Genomic DNA, 18,848 nt, shown 5'->3' with positions numbered 1-18,848 from the left:
GCTCAGGCCTCCGGGGCTTCGAACGAGGTGGTGCGCTGCATGCCGGCGGCCCGGCCCTTGCCCGAGATGACGAGCGCCATCTTGCGGCTGGCCTCGTCGATCATCTCGTCGCCGAGCATCGCGGAGCCCTTCTTGCCGCCTGCCTCGGACGTGTAGTAGTCGTACGCGTCCAGGATCAGCTCGGCGTGGTCGAAGTCCTCCTGCGAGGGGGAGAAGATCTCGTTGGAGGCCTCCACCTGACCCGGGTGCAGCACCCACTTGCCGTCGAAGCCGAGCGCGGCGGCGCGCTGGGCGACCGCGCGGTAGCCGTCGATGTTGCGGATCTGGAGGTAGGGACCGTCGATCGCCTGGAGGTTGTTGGCGCGCGCGGCCATCAGGATCTTCATCAGGATGTAGTGGTAGGCGTCCGCCGGGTAGCCGGGCGGCTGCTCACCCACGACCAGCGACTTCATGTTGATCGACGCCATGAAGTCGGCCGGGCCGAAGATGATCGTCTCCACGCGCTGCGAGGCCGTGGCGATCTCGTTGACGTTGTTCAGGCCCTGGGCGTTCTCGATCTGCGCCTCGATGCCGATCTTGCCGACCTCGAAGCCCATCGTCTTCTCGATCTGCGTCAGCAGCAGGTCAAGGGCTACGACCTGCTCGGCCGTCTGCACCTTCGGCAGCATGATGCAGTCGAGGTTCTGGCCCGCGCCCTCGACGACCGTGACGACATCGCGGTACGTCCACTCGGTGGTCCAGTCGTTGACGCGCACGACCCGCGTCTTGCCGGTCCAGTCACCCTCGTTGAGGAACTTGACGATGGTGTGCCGGGCGTCGGGCTTGGCCAGCGGCGCGCACGCGTCCTCCAGGTCGAGGAAGACCTGGTCCGCGGGGAGCCCCTGGGCCTTCTCCAGGAAGCGGGGGTTGCTGCCCGGCACGGCGAGACAGGAGCGCCTGGGACGCAGACGGTTCACGGGCGTGGTCATGCGGGGACCTCCAGGGGGTCGAGCTTGTTCGCTTTCCGGATCTCGTCGACGATACGGCCGATGATTCCGGTGATGTCGAAGTCCTTCGGTGTGAAGACCGCGGCCACTCCCGCGGCCCGCAGCTGTTCGGCGTCGGCGTTCGGGATGATCCCGCCCGCGATCACCGGAATGTCGCCCGCGCCGGCCGCGCGCATCTTCTCCAGGACGTCCGGCACCAGCTGGGCGTGCGAGCCGGACAGGATGGACAGGCCGACAGCGTGCACGTCCTCGGCCACAGCCGCGTCCACGATCTGCTCCGGGGTGAGCCGGATGCCCTGGTAGACCACCTCGAACCCGGCGTCGCGGGCCCGCACGGCGATCTGCTCGGCGCCGTTGGAGTGTCCGTCCAGGCCCGGCTTGCCCACCAGGAACCGGAGGTTGCCGACGTTCAGGTCCTTGGCGGTCAGCTCCACCTTGCGGCGCACCAGGGCGAGCCCGGTGCCCTCCTCGGCGGTGACCGCGACGGGCGCGGACGAGACGCCGGTCGGGGCGCGGAACTCGCCGAACACCTCGCGCAGGGCCCCGGCCCACTCGCCGGTCGTGACACCGGCGCGGGCGCACTCCAGGGTGGCCTCCATGAGGTTGGCGGTGCCCTTCGCGGCCTCCTTCAGCCGCTCCAGCGCCTTGCACGGGCGCGGGTGGTTGAAGGGCGGCTGGTAGCGCGTGTCACGCCAGGTCCCCAGCGCGGAGATCACCCGGGCCTCGACCGCCGGGTCGACCGTCATGATCGCCGCGTCCAGGTCGGCCGTGAGCGGGTTCGGCTCGGTCGACTGGAAGATGTTGACGCCGACGATCTTGTCGGTGCCGCCCTCGATACGGCCCCGGCGCTCGGCGTGCGAGGAGACGAGCTGCGACTTGAGGTAGCCGGACTCGACGGCGGCCATCGCGCCGCCCATCGCCTCGATCCGGTCGATCTCGGCCAGCGACTCCTCGACGAGTTCGGTCACCTTGGCCTCGATGACGTGCGAGCCCTCGAAGATGTCCTCGTACTCCAGCAGGTCGCTCTCGTGCGCCAGCACCTGCTGGATGCGCAGCGACCACTGCTGGTCCCACGGGCGGGGCAGGCCCAACGCCTCGTTCCAGGCGGGCAGTTGCACGGCACGCGCGCGTGCGTCCTTGGAGAGGGTCACGGCCAGCATCTCGAGGACGATCCGCTGGACGTTGTTCTCCGGCTGCGCCTCGGTCAGACCGAGGGAGTTGACCTGGACGCCGTACCTGAAGCGCCGCTGCTTGGGGTTCTCGATGCCGTACCGCTCGCGCGTGATCTTGTCCCAGATCCGCCCGAACGCCCGCATCTTGCACATCTCCTCGATGAAGCGGACGCCCGCGTTCACGAAGAAGGAGATGCGGGCCACGACATCGCCCTTGCGGTCCTCGGCGATCTGCCCGGACGCGAACACCGCGTCCAGGACGGCGATCGCGGTGGACATCGCGTACGCGATCTCCTGGACCGGTGTGGCGCCCGCCTCCTGCAGGTGGTAGCTGCAGATGTTGATCGGGTTCCACTTGGGGATGTGGTTGACCGTGTACGTGATCATGTCCGTCGTGAGACGGAGGGAGGGCACCGGCGGGAAGACGTGCGTCCCCCGCGAGAGGTACTCCTTCACGATGTCGTTCTGAGTCGTCCCCTGGAGCTGGGTGATGTCGGCACCCTGCTCCTCGGCGACGACCTGATAGAGCGCCAGCATCCACATGGCGGTGGCGTTGATGGTCATCGAGGTGTTCATCTGCTCCAGGGGGATGTCCTGGAACAGCCGGCGCATGTCACCTAGGTGCGAGACCGGCACGCCGACCCGGCCGACCTCGCCGCGGGCGAGGATGTGGTCGGGGTCGTAGCCGGTCTGCGTCGGCAGGTCGAAGGCCACGGAGAGCCCCGTCTGCCCCTTGGCGAGGTTGCGCCGGTACAACTCGTTGGACGCCTCGGCGGTGGAGTGGCCGGCGTAGGTACGCATGAGCCACGGCCGGTCCTTCACCCTCTCCGCCTGCGCGGTCTGACGCTCTGTCATGGCTGGACCTCAGACGTTCCGGAAGCGGTTGATGGCGTCGATGTGCTGGGCGCGCTTCTCCTCGTCGCGCACGCCCAGGCCCTCCTGGGGCGCCAGCGCGAGCACGCCGACCTTGCCCTGGTGGAGGTTGCGGTGCACGTCGTAGGCGGCCTGCCCGGTCTCCTCCAGGGAGTAGACCTTGGAGAGCGTCGGGTGGATCTTGCCCTTGGCGACGAGGCGGTTGGCCTCCCAGGCCTCGCGGTAGTTCGCGAAGTGCGAGCCGATGATCCGCTTCAGCGACATCCACAGGTAGCGGTTGTCGTACTCGTGCATGTAGCCCGAGGTCGAGGCGCAGGTGGTGATGGTGCCGCCCTTGCGGGTGACGTAGACCGAGGCGCCGAAGGTCTCGCGGCCCGGGTGCTCGAAGACGATGTCGATGTCCTCGCCGCCGGTGAACTCGCGGATGCGCTTGCCGAAGCGCTTCCACTCCTTCGGGTCCTGGGTGTGCTCGTCCTTCCAGAACTTGTAGCCCTCGGCGTTGCGGTCGATGATCGCCTCGGCGCCCATCGAGCGGCAGATGTCCGCCTTCTGCTCGCTGGAGACGACGCAGATCGGGTTGGCACCGCCGGCGAGCGCGAACTGCGTGGCGTACGAGCCGAGTCCACCGCTCGCGCCCCAGATCAGGACGTTGTCGCCCTGCTTCATGCCGGCGCCGTTGCGGGAGACGAGCTGCCGGTAGGCGGTGGAGTTCACCAGCCCGGGGGCGGCGGCCTCCTCCCAGCTCAGGTGGTCCGGCTTGGGCATCAGCTGGTTGGACTTGACGAGCGCGATCTCGGCGAGGCCGCCGAAGTTGGTCTCGAAGCCCCAGATGCGCTGCTCGGGGTCGAGCATCGTGTCGTTGTGGCCGTCGGAGGACTCCAGCTCGACGGACAGGCAGTGCGCGACGACCTCGTCGCCGGGCTTCCAGGAGTTGACTCCCGGGCCGGTGCGCAGGACGACGCCCGCGAGGTCCGAGCCGATGATGTGGTACGGCAGGTCGTGGCGCTTGCTGAGATCACTGAGCCGCCCGTAGCGCTCCAGGAAGTTGAAGGTCGACACCGGCTCGAAGATCGACGTCCAGACCGAGTTGTAGTTCACGGAGGACGCCATCACGGCGACCAGTGCCTCGCCCGGTCCGAGCTCCGGCACCGGCACGTCGTCCAGGTGGATCGACTTGCGGGGGTCCTTGTCGCGGCTGCTGAGCCCGGCGAACATCTCCGTCTCGTCCTTGTGCACGGTGATCGCGCGGTAGGACTCGGGGAGCGGAAGTGCGGCGAAGTCGGCGGACGTGGCGGTCCGCGACTGAATCGCGTCCAGGATTTCCTTCACGGTGTTGCCTCCGGCGATGCGCGTTCTGAGGGGGAACGCTGAGGGTTACGTCGGTGCTGCTGCTGAGGGGTGTGCCGTCGGTTCGGCGGAGGTGGTGCTGTGGCAGCGCTGTGGTTGGCGCAGGAGGTTGCCTGTGACGCAGGCGTCCGGGCGCGCAGGCCATGGGGCTTGCGGGGACAGCCGGCGTACGAATGGTCTCTGCACGCCGGCCGCCCGGACTCCTTCAACGTATGGCACGCCGTGTCACCTGACAAGGCACGGAGTGCCAGAAGTTGCGCTCAGGTGAAATCTTTACGTAACACGTGAGCGATGATCGATCAGATCAGGCCGCAAAACACCCGGATCGGGGCACAAAAAACGCCGGACGCGCTCGAATCGAGCACGTCCGGCGAGTAGGTCGACCCGTTCGGAGAGTGTGAACGGGCGGTGTTGCCGAGGGGGTGGGGCGAGGGCAGGCGTGGTGGGGGAGGGGGTCGCTAGGACCGTTCCTTGAGTGCCTGCTCGATCGTGCGCATCACCTGGTCCAGCGGAGCGTCGACACGGGCCACGGTCACGAGCACGTCCCCCTCGGTGAAGGACGAGGCCGGCGCCGGTCGCGGCGCGGTCTCCCGTCCCGCGCCGATTCCGGTGCCGAAGGTCTTGCGGACGATGGCGAAGGCGTGGTCCAACTGCGTTTCCACGTCGCCCTGGCCGCCCGCCCGCAGCCAGCGCCGCAGGACGTGGTTGTGGGCCGTGACCACGGCCGACGCGGCGACCTCGGCGAGCAGCGGATCGTCGTTGGCGTCGTCGTCGTGCGCGTGCTCGTCGAAGTGGCCGAGGAGATAGCGGGTGAAGAGCCGCTCGTAGCGGGCCACCGAGGCGATCTCGGCCTCGCGCAGCGTCGGCACCTCGCGCGTCAGCTTGTAGCGCGAGACGGAGATCTCCGGCTGGGCCGCGTACATCTTCATGACTTCCTTGATGCCGCGGCACACGGTGTCGAGCGGATGCTCGTGCGCGGGCGCCGCGTTGAGCACCGCCTCGGCCCGGATCAGGGTGTCGTCGTGATCGGGGAAGATCGCCTCTTCCTTGGAGCGGAAGTGGCGGAAGAACGTGCGGCGGGCCACCCCGGCCTGGGCCGCGATCTCGTCGACGGTGGTCGCCTCGTACCCCTTGGCCGCGAACAGCTCCATGGCCGCGGCCGCCAGCTCCCGGCGCATCTTGAGCCGTTGGGCCGCCGCGCGGCTGCCGGCGGCACTCTCCGGCGCATCGGGCGTGGCTGGTGTACGTGAGGACCTGGCGGGCTGGGACATGCCCCGAACGTACTCCATGTGCGCAGGAGAGCGCGCATGTCCGGGGAACCCCCCGCCCTGGACGGGCGGGGGGTATCCGGCGGGGCCCAGCAGTCCGCCCCAGTCGGCGTCGTCCGCGAACCAGTCGCCCGGACGCTCAGCGGCGGGCATATTCGCGGAAGCCGCGGCCCGTCTTGCGGCCGAGGCAGCCCGCGGCCACCAGGTGCTCCAGGAGCGGCGCGGGGGCGAGTCCCGGGTCGCGGAACTCGCGGTGCAGGACCTTCTCGATGGCCAGCGAGACATCGAGCCCGACCACGTCGAGCAGTTCGAAGGGCCCCATCGGGTAGCCGCCGCCCAGCTTCATCGCCGCGTCGATGTCGTCGAGCGAGGCGTAGTGCTCCTGCACCATCTTGATCGCGTTGTTCAGGTAGGGGAAGAGCAGCGCGTTCACGATGAAGCCGGCCCGGTCACCGCAGTCCACCGGGTGCTTGCGGATCTTCGCGCAGACCTCGCGCACGGTGGCGTGCACGTCGTCCGCGGTCAGCACGGTCCGCACGACCTCGACGAGCTTCATCGCCGGGGCCGGGTTGAAGAAGTGCATGCCGATCACGTCCTGCGGGCGCGAGGTGGCGCGGGCGCAGGCGACGACGGGCAGCGAGGAGGTGGTGGTGGCGAGGATCGCGCCGGGCTTGCAGACCTTGTCGAACGTGCCGAACAGCTGCTGCTTGATCTCCAGGTCCTCGGCGACCGCCTCCAGCGCCAGATCGACCTCGGCGAAGTCGTCGTAGCTGCCGGTCGGCGTGATCAGCTCCAGGGTCCGCGCCGCCGCCTCGGCCGTCATCCGGCCCTTGTCGACGGAACGGGAGAGCGACTTGCCGATACGGGCCTTCGCGGTCTGCGCCTTCTCCTCGGTACGGGCCGCGAGGACGACCTCGTACCCGGCCTTCGCGAAGACCTCCGCGATACCGGAGGCCATCGTGCCGGAGCCGGCGACACCCACCGAGCGGACCGTACGGCCCTCCGCCAGGACGGCGCCCTCCAGCGGCGTCAGCGCGTCCCGCACGACGGCGTCGCTGCCCGGGGCCTCGTACGAGTAGAAGCCGCGGCCGGACTTGCGCCCGGTCAGGCCCGCCTCGCTGAGCTGCTTGAGGATGGGCGCGGGGGCGTGCAGCCGGTCGTGCGACTCGGAGTACATCGCCTCCAGGACGGTCCGCGCGGTGTCCACGCCGATCAGGTCGAGCAGTGCGAGCGGGCCCATGGGCAGCCCGCAGCCGAGCTTCATCGCCGCGTCGATGTCCTCGCGGGAGGCGTACTTCGCCTCGTACATCGCGGCTGCCTGGTTGAGGTAGCCGAAGAGCAGCCCGTCGGCGACGAAACCGGGGCGGTCGCCCACCGCGACGGGCTCCTTGCCGAGTTCGAGCGCCAGGTCGGTGACCGCGGCGACGGCGGTCGGCGCGGTCAGCACCGAGGAGACGACCTCGACGAGCTTCATCGCGGGCGCCGGGTTGAAGAAGTGCAGACCGAGCACGCGCTCGGGATGGGCCGAGTCGGCGGCGAGCCGCGTCACGGACAGCGCGTTGGTGCCCGTCGCGAGGATCGCCTGGGGACGCACGATGGTGTCGAGCGCCCGGAAGACCTGCTGCTTGATCTCGTACGACTCCGGGGTCACCTCGATGACGAGGTCGGCGTCGGCGGCGGCCGCGAGGTCGGTGAAGGTGCGGAAGCGGGCGAGGGCGTCCGTGCGCTCCTGCTCGCTGAGGTGCTCGCGGCGCACGGCGCGGGCGGTGGAGGCTTCGAGGGTGGCCACGGCCTGGGCGGCCGCGGCTTCGCTGATGTCGATGCCGATGACGTCACGGCCGGCTCGGGCCAGGACTTCGGCGATGCCGGTGCCCATGGTGCCGAGGCCGATGACGGCGACGGTCTTCAGCGGGGACAGAGGGGTGTCGGACAGGGGAGTGGCCATCGCGGGACTCCTGGAAGAGGTGACGACTGAGGAGCGCACGCGGGTACGCCGACAGGCGCACACCGTGCGGAGGTTGCGGGTGTTTCCGGGCTGACGAGCGCACACGCCCGGTGCCGTCCCGAAGCGCCGACGAACGGGCGCCCATGGGCGGTGAAAGCCGACCGGCCCTGTCCCGGAGCCATGTCGCACTGAGGTACCTGAAGTACCGAACCGACTGCTCTCACGGCGGCTGCGTCACCAGGCCGCCATGAGGTTCGATGCGAGTGGGTAACTCGCTCGTCTGAGCTTAACCCGCCGGTAACGAGCGCGCCAGTCCCCGACTTTGTGATGTACGTCCCCGCACCTCATGGGGCTTGCCTAAGCTCGGCCCATGGACGAAGAGTTGCGATCACTCACGGAGCGTTTGCGGACCGAGGCCGGGTCCGGGGCCTCGGCGGCGTTCGAACGTCTTGCGGCGACCGAGGACCCCGACGTGCTGGCCGCCGCGCTGACCGAGCCCGGACAGCCGCTCTGGGCCCGGGAGTTGGTCGCCTTCCGGCTCGGCACGGCCGGGGACCGGCGGGCCTTCGAGGCGCTCGTCCTGCTGCTCAACCACCGTGATCCGCAGCGCTGCGCGTCCGCCGCGCAGGCCCTGGCCCGGCTCGGCGACCCGCGTACGGCCCGCGCCGCCGCTGCGCTCGCCACCAACGAACTGCGGGTCGCGTACGCCCTCCAGCCCGTACGGCTCCTGGTCGAACTGCGCGCGCCCGAAGCCGTACCCGCGCTGATCACCGCTTTGGAACGCCGGCTGCGCCCGCACGACCCGTACCGCAGGGTCGCCCTCGCGTGCGCGGAAGGCCTGGGCGTCCTCGGTGACGCCCGCGCGCGACCGGTCCTGAACGAAGCGCTGGCCCATCCGGCGCTCGCGGAGACGGCCGTGCGGGCCCTGACCCGGCTGCCGAAGGAAGAGGTCTAGGCACACCTGTCTGCACGTCCGCCCCCGCTCACGTCGGCCGACGTGCCCGTGCCGGTGCAGGCACACGCGGCCCGGTGCGAGCTCGGACCCGGCGTCCGCCGGTCGAGCCCGGTGGCAGCTCGAACCGGCAGTCCGCCAAGCGACCCCGACGTCCGTCAGGCGAGCCTCGTGCCGGTCAGTACGCGCGCGTAGCGCACCTCGGGTACCTCGACCCCGGCTGCCTCGAAGGGCTCCTCGGCGCCGTCGGGGCGGAAACCGGCCCGTTCGTAGAAACGGCGGGCCGTGGTGTTCTCCTTCAGGACCCACAGCAGCATGCGCTCGTGCCCGGCCGCCGCACAGCGGCCGGCGGACTCCCGCAGCAGGGCGCGCCCGACACCCTGGCCCAACAGATCGGGATGCACGTAGATGGCGTACAACTCGACTTCCCCGGAGTGGACTTCGCTGTCCCGGTGCGGTCCGTGGCAGGCCCAGCCGACCATGACGCCGTCGCGCTCCGCGACCAGGTTCACGATGCTGCCGTCGCCCTGTTCGAGGTTGCGGCGGCGGCGCGCCGCGTCCTCGGCGACGCTGAGCCCGTCGAGGTACGACTGCGGTATCAGGCCCCTGTACGCGCTCTGCCAGCCGCGCACCCGGATCTCGGCCACCCGCGGACAGTCGTCGAGGGTCATCTCACGAACCCATGGCCCGCTCACCCGCCGACCACCGCGTACGCCTCGATCTCCATCAGGAACTCGGGACGGATCAGGGCGGCGACCTGGACCGCCGAGGCGGCAGGAAGACGGTCTGCGGGGATGTGGGCGGCGCGGGCGGCCCGGATCGCGGGCATGTGGGCCATGTCCGTGACGAAGAAGGTGAGTTTGACGACGTCGTCGAAGGTGGCGTCCGCCGCCGCCAGGCATCGGCGGAGGTTCTCGAACACCTGGCGGGCCTGCGCCTCGGCGTCACCCTCGCCGACGAGCTTGCCGTCCTCGTCCAGGGGGAGCTGGCCCGACACCGCGACGAAGCGGCCCGTGCCTGTCACGACATGGGAGTACGCGGCGGCGGGGGCGAGCCCGTCGGGGGCGGGGATGCGCGTCGGCCTGCTCATGGGTCCATGGTGGACCATGAGTCCGACAACGCCCCCGACGGGCGCCGCTGCGGGGACGTTCAGCCCCGGTGGCCGAGCAGTCCGTGCAGCGTCGAACCTCGCGACGAGGCGGACGCGGCCTTCGAGGCCAGCGGCTTCGGGTCGGGCAGTGTCCTGCACACCGCGTCGGCCTCGCCGCTGCCGTGCGGCACCTTGCCGTTGGCCAGATACGCCGCCAGGTACTTGTCCAGGCAGGCGTTGCCGCTCAGCGTGATGCCGTGGTTCCCGCCGCCCTGCTCGACCACCAGGCTGGAGCCGCGCAGCTGGTGATGGACGGTGACACCCCCCTCGTAGGGAGTGGCGGCGTCGTCGGTCGCCTGGAAGAGCAGCGTCGGCGGCAGACGGTGGTTGGAGATGTCCACCGGCCGGAGCGAGTCCGTGGGCCAGAACGCGCACGGCGCGTTGTACCAGGCGTTGTTCCAGGCCATGAACGGCGCCTTGTCGTACACCGCCCAGTTGTCCTTGCGCCACTGGCGCCAGTCGCGCGGCCAGGACGCGTCACGGCACTGCACCGACGTGTAGATGCTGTAGCCGTTGTCGCCCGAGGCGCCGACGGCGCCGAAGTTGTCGTAGGCCTCGACGAGCGCGTCCGAGTTCTTGCTGTTCACGTAGGACGCGAACGCCTCGGCGAGGTAGGGCCAGTAGCCGTTGTAGTAGCCGCCCGGGATGAAGGTGTCCTCCAGTTCGGAGGCGCCCACCGTCTTCTGCGCGGGGTTCTTGGCGAGTGCCGCGCGCATCGCGTACCACTTGGCCTCGACCTTGGCCGGGTCGGTGCCGAGCTTGTAGGCCGCGTTGTTCTTGGCGACCCACGCCAGGAACGCCAGGTGGCGGTCGTTGAAGGCGTAGTCCTGACTGAGGTTGTCGTCGTACCAGACACCGGTGGGGTCGACGATGGAGTCCAGGACCAGCCGGCGGACCCGCTGCGGGTAGAGCTTGGCGTACACGGCCCCCAGGTAGGTGCCGTACGAGTAGCCGAAGTAGTTGATCTTCTTGGCGCCGAGCGCGCCGCGGATCGTGTCCATGTCGCGGACCGCGCTCACCGTGTCCATGTACGGCAGCAGCTTCGCGTACTTCGTGCCGCACGCCTGGGCGAAGGCCTTGGCGCGGCTGAGGTTGGCCTTCTCGATCGCCCGGGTGCTCGGGACGGTGTCGGGACGGACGGGCTTGAAGTGCCCCGGCTTGCAGTCCAGCGCGGGCTTGCTCGCGCCGACACCGCGCGGGTCGAAACCGATGACGTCGTACTGCGCCGCCACGGCCTTGGGCAGCGTGGCGGCGACGAATCCGGCCAGCGTCAGCCCGCTGCCGCCGGGACCGCCCGGGTTGACCAGCAGCGGCCCCTGGTACGTCTTCGCGGTGTGCGGGACGCGGGACAGGGCGAGGGTGATCCGCTCGCTGTAGGGGTTCGTGTGGTCCAGCGGCACCTTCAGGGACGCGCATTGGAGCGTCGGATAGTCACTGGTGCCGCACTTTTTCCAGCTGGGCTTCGCGGTCGGGGTGGAGGTGGTGCGCGGTGCGGCAGCGGAGCCGGCGCTCGCGTCGGCGGGGATCGAAGTGATCATCCCGGCCAGCACGGCGGCCGCCCCGCACAGAGCAGCTGCGCGTTTCTTCACAAGGCCTCCCAGGACGGAGGATTTCGAGCCGTGCACGCCACGGCCTTCGCCGTATCGTCCCGGAAGGGGGTACCGGAAGAACGCGTTCCGGCAAGACTCGACCCGATTGGATGGCGGGATGCGCTCGGATGCCGCCGGAAGCGCTCCCGGCGGCCGTCCGGGATCGGGCGGCCTCGCAAAGCGTGCGACGGCCGCCGTGATGGACCGTCGTGACGGCTCGTCGGAGCAGCCTCAGGGCGGCCTCAGAGCAGCGTCAGCTGAGTCGGTCCGGGTGCCGTCGGTGCCGTGGACGCCGACGGGACGGCGGGCTCGGGGGCGGTGATCCGGCGCGGCATTCCCGCGCGCGCGGGACCGATGCCGTACTCCTGTGCCAGCTCGTGGACCTGACGGGTGATCCGGCGCTGGTACCACTTCGGGGCGTAGGCACCCTCCGCGTACAGCCGCTCGTAGCGCGGTACGAGGTGGGGGTGGTGGTGCTCCAGCCAGGCCATGAACCACTCACGGGCGCCGGGTCGCAGATGCAGCACCAGCGGGGTCACCGAGGTCGCCCCCGAGGCCGCGACGGCCCGTACGGTGGCGCGCAGCTGGGCGGGATGGTCGCCCAGGAAGGGGATCACGGGGGCCATCAGGACGCCGCAGTCGATGCCGTGGTCCGTCAGGGTGCGCACGACGTCCAGGCGGCGCTCAGGGGCCGGTGTGCCCGGCTCCACGGTGCGCCACAGCTCGGTGTCGGTGAAGCCCACGGAGACCGAGATCCCGACGTCGGTGACCTCGGACGCCTGCCTCAGGAGGTCGAGGTCGCGCAGGATGAGCGTGCCCTTCGTCAGGATCGAGAAGGGGTTCGCGCGGTCGCGCAGGGCCGCGATGATGCCCGGCATGAGCCCGTACCGGCCCTCCGCGCGCTGGTAGCAGTCGACGTTGGTGCCCATCGCGATGTGCTCGCCGTGCCAGCGCCGCGAGGCGAGCTGACGGCGCAGCAGTTCCGGGGCGTTGACCTTCACGACGATCTGCGAGTCGAAGTCGAGTCCGGTGTCGAGGTCCAGATAGCTGTGCGTCTTGCGGGCGAAACAGTAGACACACGCGTGCGTGCAGCCTCGATAGGGGTTCACCGTCCACTCGAAGGGCATGCGGGAGGCCCCCGGTACCCGGTTCACGATCGACCGCGCCCGTATCTCGTGGAACGTGATCCCGCGGAACTCCGGAGTGTCGAAGGTTCGCGTGGTGACCGCGTCCGCGCCGAACAGGGCGGCGTCCCGGGCGGGGCCTCCGGCGGGGTCCGCAGTCAGGTTCTCCCAGCGCATGGCGCCTCCTCGATAGCACTGGACAGAGAATAGAACACATGTTCCCTTGATCGTGCGACCTGTTTCCCGTGGCGTCCCGCCGGGGCCGCCCGCGTGCCACGGGCACCCCGATTTGGGCGGCCGGGGCGCCGGGTGGTTGGCTGGCCGCACATCCCCGAGGAACCAAGTGCTGGAGGAAGTGCCATGGCGCAGGTCGAGGCCACGACGGAGCGGGTCATCGCGGCGGACGCGGAGGCGGTGTTCGACGCCCTGGCCGACTACAGCGGCACGCGCCCGAAGCTGCTGCCCGAGCACTTCAGCGAGTACGAGGTGCGCGAGGGCGGCGACGGCGAGGGCACCCTCGTCCACTGGAAGCTCCAGGCCACCAGCAAGCGGGTCCGTGACTGCCTGCTCGAGGTGAGCGAGCCCACCGACGGCGAGCTCGTCGAGAAGGACCGCAACTCCTCCATGGTCACCACCTGGCGGGTCACCCCGGCCGGTGAGGGGAAGTCGCGTGTCGTGGTCACCAGTGTCTGGAACGGCGCGGGCGGCGTCGGCGGCTTCTTCGAGCGGACCTTCGCGCCCAAGGGCCTGGGTCGCATCTACGGCGCCCTGCTCGCCAACCTCGCGACGCAGACCGAGAAGTGAGTCCGCGGACCGCGAAGTGACTTTGCGGACCGGGGTGGTGACTGTGCGGACCGAGAAGTGATTTCGGGGACCGGGAGGTACTTGTCTCCCGGGGAGCGAGGCGCGGCCCCCGGGCGGCGACTTGGCGGGTGCGGTCGCCAAGAGGCCGCGCCCGAGGGCGTGTTGTGCCCTCACCGTTTCGGGTGGATCTCCCTTTCGCGCGACGGTACACCGTAACTCGTCACGCTTGCTCGCAGTTGTCGCGTTTAGCGGGAATTGTGTGGCCGGTGCGACGAGGGGAGCGGTACGTGGGCGGGATCACTCTGGTGCAGGACGAACCGGCCGTCGCCCTCGCGCGGGGGCCCGCTCCGGTGGCCGTGGAGTCCGCCCGGCCGACTCCGCGCCAGGTGCGGTTGATCTTCTGCGGTCTGATCCCGGCCCTGCTCCTCGCCGCACTTGAGCAGATGATCGTGGCCACCGCGCTCCCGAGGATCGTCGGAGAGCTGCACGGCCTCGACCGGATGTCCTGGGCGATCACCGCCTATCTGCTCACCTCCACCGTCGGGCTCCCGGTCTACGGCAAGCTCGGTGACCTCTACGGCCGCAAGGGCGTCTTCCAGTTCGCCATCGCCGTCTTCGTCATCGGCTCGGCGCTCGCCGGACGGGCGCGGACCATGGACCAGTTGATCGCCTTCCGCGCGGTCCAGGGCATCGGCGCCGGCGGCCTCATGATCGGCGTGCAGGCGATCATGGCGGACATCGTGCCGCCGCGCCGACGTGGCCGGTTCATGGGGCTGATCGGCGCCGCGTTCGGGCTCGCCTCGGTCGCGGGACCCCTGCTGGGCGGCTATTTCACCGATCACCTCTCGTGGCGCTGGTGCTTCTACGTCAACGTGCCCTTCGGACTGGTCACGCTGGCCGTCGTCACGGTCGTACTGAAACTGCCGAAGCCCGCCGTCCGAGGACGTGTCGACGTCCTCGGAGTACTGCTCCTCGCCGCCGCGTCGACCTGCCTGGTCCTGCTGACCAGTTGGGGCGGCACCGAGTACGCCTGGGGCTCACGGGTCGTCCTCGCACTCGGGGCGGGCGCGGTCGCCACGACGGTGCTCTTCCTCGTCGTCGAGCGCTTCGCGGTCGAACCCCTCATCCCCCTGCGGCTGTTCAGGGACCCTGTCTTCAACGTCACCGCGCTCGTCGGTCTGGTCGTCGGAGCCGCCCTCTTCGGGGCCGCCGGTTATCTCCCCACGTTCCTGCAGATGGTCGACGGCGCCGGTGCGACGGAATCCGGGCTCCTGATGCTCCCCATGATGGGCGGCATCGTCGTCGCCTCCGTCGTCTCCGGGCAGCTCATCAGCCGCAGCGGCCGCTACAAGGTCTTCCCGGTCCTCGGCTGCGCCCTCTCGGCCCTCGGCATGTGGTTGCTCTCCCGCCTCGACGCCGGGACTCCCCGGCTGCACTACAGCGTCTGGATGGCGGTCCTCGGTGTCGGCATCGGCATGGTGATGCCGGTCCTGGTGGTCGCCGTGCAGAACTCCGTTCGTGCGGCCGACCTCGGTACCGCGACCAGTGCCAACAACTACTTCCGGCAGATCGGCGGCAGCGTCGGAGCCGCCGTCTTCGGCACGCTCTTCGCCGACCGGCTGGCCGACGCGCTCGCCGATCGCCTCCCCCCGCACGCGGGCGTGACGACCCCGGACGCCGAGTCCATCACCCCACAGCTCGTCCACGCGATGCCCGCCGCTCTGCGCGACCAGTACATCGGCGCCTACGCGGACGCCATGCCGCGGATCTTCCTCTACCTCGTGCCGGTACTCGTCCTCGGCCTGCTCATCGCCTTCTTCCTCAAGGAGAAACCGCTGGTGTCCCACAACGCATCCACCGCCGACCCGGGGGTCGCGCGGATGAACGACCGCATTCCGCAGGCCCGTTCGGGGTACGCGGCCGGGACCCCCGTCTGCGGCACGGTGCAGCACCCCGACGGCACCGCCGTGGCGCGCGCCGCGCTCACCCTCATCGACATCGGAGGACAGCAGATCGGACGGGGCGCCAGCGGAGAGGACGGCCGGTACGCGCTGTCCACGCCCGGCGCGGGCTCGTACGTGCTGATCGCCGCGGCCGGAGGCCACCAGCCGCAGGCCGTCTCGGTGACCGTCGGCGAACGGCCGGTGGAACTCGACGTCGTCCTCGGCGGCGCGGGACGCCTGGCCGGCAGTGTGCTCACCGCGGACGGCACTCCGGTACGGGAGGCCACAGTCACCCTCACCAACGTGCACGGCGAGGTGGTGGCCACCACGCGCAGCGGACGCGAGGGCGGTTACGTCATCACGGAACTGGTGGCCGGCGAGTACACCCTCGCCGCCGGCGCGCCCGCGTTCCGTCCGGCCGCGCTCCCGGTGACCGTCCAGGCGGCCCGGGAGACCCGCCAGGACGTCGAGCTCGCCGGTGGCGCCGTGCTGCGCGGCACCGTCCGGGCGGGCGGCGGACGCCCCGTCGAGGACGCGCGCGTGACGCTGCTGGACGCCGCGGGCAATGTGGTGGACACCCTCACCACCGGCCCTGACGGAACGTTCCGGTTCATCGATCTGTCGTCCGGCGAGTACACGGTCATCGCGGCGGGCTATCCGCCGGTGGCCACCGTGCTCCAGGTCGCCGGGGGCGGCCGGACGGAACGGGATCTGCAACTGGGGCACGAGAACTGACGCGAGGTCATGCGCGATCCGGGTAAGCGATCCGGGTCTGCGGGCTGGGTCTGCGGGCTGGGTCTGTGAGTTGGGTCTGCGGGTTGGGCGCGCGACACGGGTACCCGGGCAGGTGTGCCGTACGGGCCGGGCGGGCCGGATCGACCGGCTTCCCGAGGGGCGCGCCGCGCGCCGGAGCCGCCCCCGCGGGTTTCAATTCCCCTATTGCCACACATCGCGACGGGCCGCCGCCGTACGGTAGTGGAGGCGGCACAGATCTTGCGGAGCCGTGGGGAGAGAGGGCCTGGGCCATGGACCGTGGCACCGAAGTGGGCGCAGCTCCCAGCCGCGGAGCTGGGAACGGCGCGGTGGAGCACGCCGCCACCGGCCGCATCCCGCTGGCCGTGGTCGTCGTGGATCGCGACGGACTCGTCTCCCACTGGAGCAGCGGCGCACGTCGTATGTTCGGCGCCCCCAAGGAAGAAGCACTGGGCCGCCACGTCGTGGACCTGCTCCCCGTCTCCGGCGCGCTCCCCGAGGACACGGACGCGGCCCCCTTCGGGAGTTACGCGACGTACGACGGGCTCGGGCCCGGCCTGGAGTCCTCCCTGGACGGGCGGCTGTCCTACCCGGCCGCCGGACGCGCCCGCCTCACCGCGGCGGGTCCCGACCGGACCGACGTCCTGTGGTGGGCCTACCCCCTGGTGGGCCCCGGCAACGAGCGGCTGCTCGTGCTGGCCGCCGACGCCGCCGCGATGCGCCACGAGGACGACGACGTCTCCTTCGAGCGCATCGCGCCGGGCTTCGCACTGCACACGGACTTCCCCGGCGCCGAGGAGCTGGCCCGCCGGCTGCCCGAGATCCTGCCCAGCATGAGCGTCGGCGAGAGCGCCCGCATCGTTTCGCAGGTTCTTGAACTGGGCTATCCCGTCCTGGAGTTCAGCCAGAACGACCGCGTGCCCGTCACCCCGGACTGGGGAGTGCCGCGGCGCGCGGAACGCAAGGCGCGCCGTGAGCGGGCGGCACAAGCGGCGGCCTCCGGCGTGCCCGTGACGCAGGGCCTCCCGGACGACGAGGGCGAGGACCTCGAGTACGTCGCCGTGCGTGAGCGTCTGGAGTTCCTGAACGAGGTCAGCGGGCGCATCGGAACCTCCCTCGACCTGGCGCAGACCATCCTGGAGGTCAGCCGGGCCGTCGTACCGCGCTTCACGGACGTTGCGGGCACCTATCTGCGTGAGCAGGTCGTCGCCGGGGAGGGCTTTCCCGAAGGCGTTCCCGACACCACCACCATGTGGCACCGGGTCGCCCTGGAGCACACGGACGAGCCGGGCCGCTGGGACGATGTCGTGCCGGTCGGCGAGGCCATGCCCTTTCCGGCACACACGCCGTTCTTCCAGTGCATGACCAGTGGTGAGCCCGTCCTCGTGCCGCGCATCAGCGAGCAGATGGGGCACATGATCGCCGCGCAGTTCGAGAAGCGCGACATCAGGCCGCTCATCACCCACCGCTCCATGCTGGTCGTGCCGCTCAAGGCCCGCAATGTGGTGCTCGGGTTCATGATCCTGCTGCGTCACCCGGAGCGCGTCGAGTTCAACGACATGGACCGGGTCACCGGCGCCGAACTGGCAGCCCGCGCAGGCCTGGTGCTGGACAACGCGCGCATGTACACATACCAGGAGAGCGTCGCCGAGACCCTCCAGGACAGCATGCTGCCGACCATCGCGCCCCGCATGGCCGGCTGCGACATCGCCACCCGCTATCTGCCGGGAACACTCCTCGGACGCGTCGGCGGCGACTGGTTCGACTCGGTGAAGCTGCCCGGCTCGCGCACCGCCCTGGTCGTCGGGGACGTCATGGGCCACGGCCTCAACTCCGCAGCGATGATGGGCCAGTTGCGCACCGCCGTACAGACCATGGCCGCGCTCGACCTGCCGCCCGCCCAGCTTCTGCGCAACCTCGACGACCTCGCCCAGCGCCTCGGTGACAGCTACCTCGCGACCTGCCTGTACGCCGTCTACGACCCGATCGCCGGAAAACTGCACATAGCCAACGCGGGCCACATCCCGCCGGTCCTCGTCCGCGCCGAGGACGGCCGCAGCGAGCTGCTGGATCTGCCGACCGGAGCGCCCATCGGGGTCGGCGGCGTGCCTTTCGAAGCGGTCCGTGTGCGAGTGGAGCCCGGCGACCGGCTCGTGATGTGCACCGACGGGCTGGTCGAGGTGCGTGGCGAGGACATCGGTGTCGGTCTCGCCACCCTCTGCGAATCCGCCGCCCACCCGGCCGCCTCCATGGACCACGCCTGCGACACCATCATCCGCGCGCTCAACACCCGCGGCGGGCGCAAGGACGATGTAGCCCTGCTGATGGCCCGGCTCAACGGAATCGAGTCCGAGGACGTCGCCGTATGGCGCCTGGTGCTCGACCCGGTCGAGGTCGGCAGGGCGCGCGCCGTGGTCCGCGAACAGCTGCACGTGTGGGGCCTGTCCGGCCTCACCGACAACGCCGAACTGATGGTCGGCGAGCTCGTCACCAATGCGATACGGCATGCGCACAGCCGCCGGATCGAGCTGCGGCTCGTTCGCGGTGACACCCTGCTGTGCGAGGTGGAAGACGAAGACCACACGCTCCCGGCACTGGTCAGCGCGGGTCCCGGCGACGAGTTCGGGCGAGGCCTGCGGCTGGTCAGCGCGCTGTCCCGCGAGTGGGGGGCCAGCCGTACCGGCGCGGGCAAGACCGTGTGGTTCGAACTGACGCTCCCGCGCAGCTGAGTTGATCCCGCGAAGCCGACTTCATCCCGTGAAACCGTCGTGTTCTCCCAGCAGACGGTTCGTTCCTTCGTCGCGGACACGCATTGCGTCGCGGACACGTGACGCCCGCGCGGTAGGAGGCGGGCTCGGCGTGCGAAGGCGTACGCGGTTCGAATGAGCGGTGAAGGAATGCGCCGTCTGCTTGTCGTCGGACGCCGTGCGCGGTAGACCGAT

The 18,848-nt window shown here is 70.2% G+C and carries 13 protein-coding genes; 4 read left to right on the top strand and 9 right to left on the bottom strand.

All coding sequences use genetic code 11. The features are described 5' to 3' along the window. Positions 1-2 precede the first annotated feature (2 nt). The 5 genes from N4G66_RS17515 to N4G66_RS17495 all read right to left on the bottom strand — a co-directional run bounded on the left by N4G66_RS17515 (position 3) and on the right by N4G66_RS17495 (position 7,591). Positions 3-968 carry an HpcH/HpaI aldolase/citrate lyase family protein gene (locus tag N4G66_RS17515; RefSeq protein ID WP_261705052.1) on the bottom strand — a complete coding sequence of 322 codons (966 nt, stop codon included), beginning with the start codon at positions 966-968 and terminating at the stop codon, positions 3-5. After that, the gene (locus N4G66_RS17510) at positions 965-3,013 is read right to left on the bottom strand and encodes a protein meaA (protein ID WP_261705051.1); all 2,049 of its coding nucleotides are present in this window, start codon (positions 3,011-3,013) and stop codon (positions 965-967) included. Before N4G66_RS17510 ends, N4G66_RS17515 begins: the two co-directional genes overlap by 4 nt. 9 nt (positions 3,014-3,022) lie before the next feature. Beyond that, positions 3,023-4,360 (bottom strand): crotonyl-CoA carboxylase/reductase, encoded by a 1,338-nt coding sequence (gene ccrA / locus N4G66_RS17505; protein ID WP_261705050.1) that lies wholly within the window; start codon positions 4,358-4,360, stop codon positions 3,023-3,025. A gap of 476 nt (positions 4,361-4,836) precedes the next feature. Beyond that, positions 4,837-5,649, bottom strand: coding sequence for a TetR family transcriptional regulator (locus N4G66_RS17500; protein ID WP_261705049.1), 813 nt, complete (start codon positions 5,647-5,649; stop codon positions 4,837-4,839). A 136-nt stretch (positions 5,650-5,785) separates the two neighbouring features. Next, positions 5,786-7,591 (bottom strand): 3-hydroxyacyl-CoA dehydrogenase family protein, encoded by a 1,806-nt coding sequence (locus N4G66_RS17495; RefSeq protein ID WP_261705048.1) that lies wholly within the window; start codon positions 7,589-7,591, stop codon positions 5,786-5,788. A 370-nt stretch (positions 7,592-7,961) separates the two neighbouring features. Here N4G66_RS17495 and N4G66_RS17490 point away from each other — a divergent pair, with 370 nt between their 5' ends. Next, positions 7,962-8,546 (top strand): adenylosuccinate lyase, encoded by a 585-nt coding sequence (locus N4G66_RS17490; protein WP_261705047.1) that lies wholly within the window; start codon positions 7,962-7,964, stop codon positions 8,544-8,546. A gap of 155 nt (positions 8,547-8,701) precedes the next feature. Here N4G66_RS17490 and N4G66_RS17485 read toward each other — a convergent pair whose 3' ends face one another. From N4G66_RS17485 to N4G66_RS17470, 4 genes are all read right to left on the bottom strand, one after another. Then, positions 8,702-9,214, bottom strand: coding sequence for a GNAT family N-acetyltransferase (locus tag N4G66_RS17485; RefSeq protein ID WP_261705046.1), 513 nt, complete (start codon positions 9,212-9,214; stop codon positions 8,702-8,704). A gap of 20 nt (positions 9,215-9,234) precedes the next feature. Continuing rightward, positions 9,235-9,633, bottom strand: coding sequence for a RidA family protein (locus N4G66_RS17480; RefSeq protein ID WP_261705045.1), 399 nt, complete (start codon positions 9,631-9,633; stop codon positions 9,235-9,237). Between the two features lie 59 nt (positions 9,634-9,692). Continuing rightward, positions 9,693-11,282: an alpha/beta hydrolase gene (locus tag N4G66_RS17475; RefSeq protein WP_261705044.1), complete on the bottom strand. Its 1,590-nt coding sequence runs from the start codon at positions 11,280-11,282 to the stop codon at positions 9,693-9,695. Between the two features lie 242 nt (positions 11,283-11,524). Further along, positions 11,525-12,583 carry an Rv2578c family radical SAM protein gene (locus N4G66_RS17470; protein WP_261705043.1) on the bottom strand — a complete coding sequence of 353 codons (1,059 nt, stop codon included), beginning with the start codon at positions 12,581-12,583 and terminating at the stop codon, positions 11,525-11,527. 183 nt (positions 12,584-12,766) lie between these two features. Between N4G66_RS17470 and N4G66_RS17465 the strand changes: the two genes are divergently transcribed. From N4G66_RS17465 to N4G66_RS17455, 3 genes are all read left to right on the top strand, one after another. Then, a complete protein-coding gene (locus N4G66_RS17465; protein ID WP_261705042.1) occupies positions 12,767-13,210 on the top strand; it encodes an SRPBCC family protein in 444 nt (147 codons plus the stop codon). A gap of 287 nt (positions 13,211-13,497) precedes the next feature. Beyond that, a complete protein-coding gene (locus N4G66_RS17460; RefSeq protein ID WP_261705041.1) occupies positions 13,498-15,888 on the top strand; it encodes an MFS transporter in 2,391 nt (796 codons plus the stop codon). 290 nt (positions 15,889-16,178) lie between these two features. Further along, entirely contained in the window at positions 16,179-18,635 is a 2,457-nt protein-coding gene (locus N4G66_RS17455) for a SpoIIE family protein phosphatase (RefSeq protein WP_261705040.1), read from the top strand. Positions 18,636-18,848: the final 213 nt, after the last annotated feature.

Origin of the sequence: Streptomyces rhizosphaerihabitans (assembly GCF_025399795.1) — a bacterium.
GTDB classification, from domain to species: domain Bacteria; phylum Actinomycetota; class Actinomycetes; order Streptomycetales; family Streptomycetaceae; genus Streptomyces; species Streptomyces rhizosphaerihabitans.
This window is presented reverse-complemented; position numbering and strand designations above follow the sequence as displayed.

Bases quoted from the DNA above. Each gene is read 5' to 3' on its own strand.
- N4G66_RS17485 (WP_261705046.1), bottom strand. From the start codon at position 9,214: ATGACCCTCGACGACTGTCCGCGGGTGGCCGAGATCCGGGTGCGCGGC.
- N4G66_RS17480 (WP_261705045.1), bottom strand. From the start codon at position 9,633: ATGAGCAGGCCGACGCGCATCCCCGCCCCCGACGGGCTCGCCCCCGCC.
- N4G66_RS17455 (WP_261705040.1), top strand. From the start codon at position 16,179: ATGGACCGTGGCACCGAAGTGGGCGCAGCTCCCAGCCGCGGAGCTGGG.
- N4G66_RS17510 (WP_261705051.1), bottom strand. From the start codon at position 3,013: ATGACAGAGCGTCAGACCGCGCAGGCGGAGAGGGTGAAGGACCGGCCG.
- N4G66_RS17515 (WP_261705052.1), bottom strand. From the start codon at position 968: ATGACCACGCCCGTGAACCGTCTGCGTCCCAGGCGCTCCTGTCTCGCC.
- N4G66_RS17465 (WP_261705042.1), top strand. From the start codon at position 12,767: ATGGCGCAGGTCGAGGCCACGACGGAGCGGGTCATCGCGGCGGACGCG.
- N4G66_RS17495 (WP_261705048.1), bottom strand. From the start codon at position 7,591: ATGGCCACTCCCCTGTCCGACACCCCTCTGTCCCCGCTGAAGACCGTC.
- N4G66_RS17490 (WP_261705047.1), top strand. From the start codon at position 7,962: ATGGACGAAGAGTTGCGATCACTCACGGAGCGTTTGCGGACCGAGGCC.
- N4G66_RS17470 (WP_261705043.1), bottom strand. From the start codon at position 12,583: ATGCGCTGGGAGAACCTGACTGCGGACCCCGCCGGAGGCCCCGCCCGG.
- N4G66_RS17500 (WP_261705049.1), bottom strand. From the start codon at position 5,649: ATGTCCCAGCCCGCCAGGTCCTCACGTACACCAGCCACGCCCGATGCG.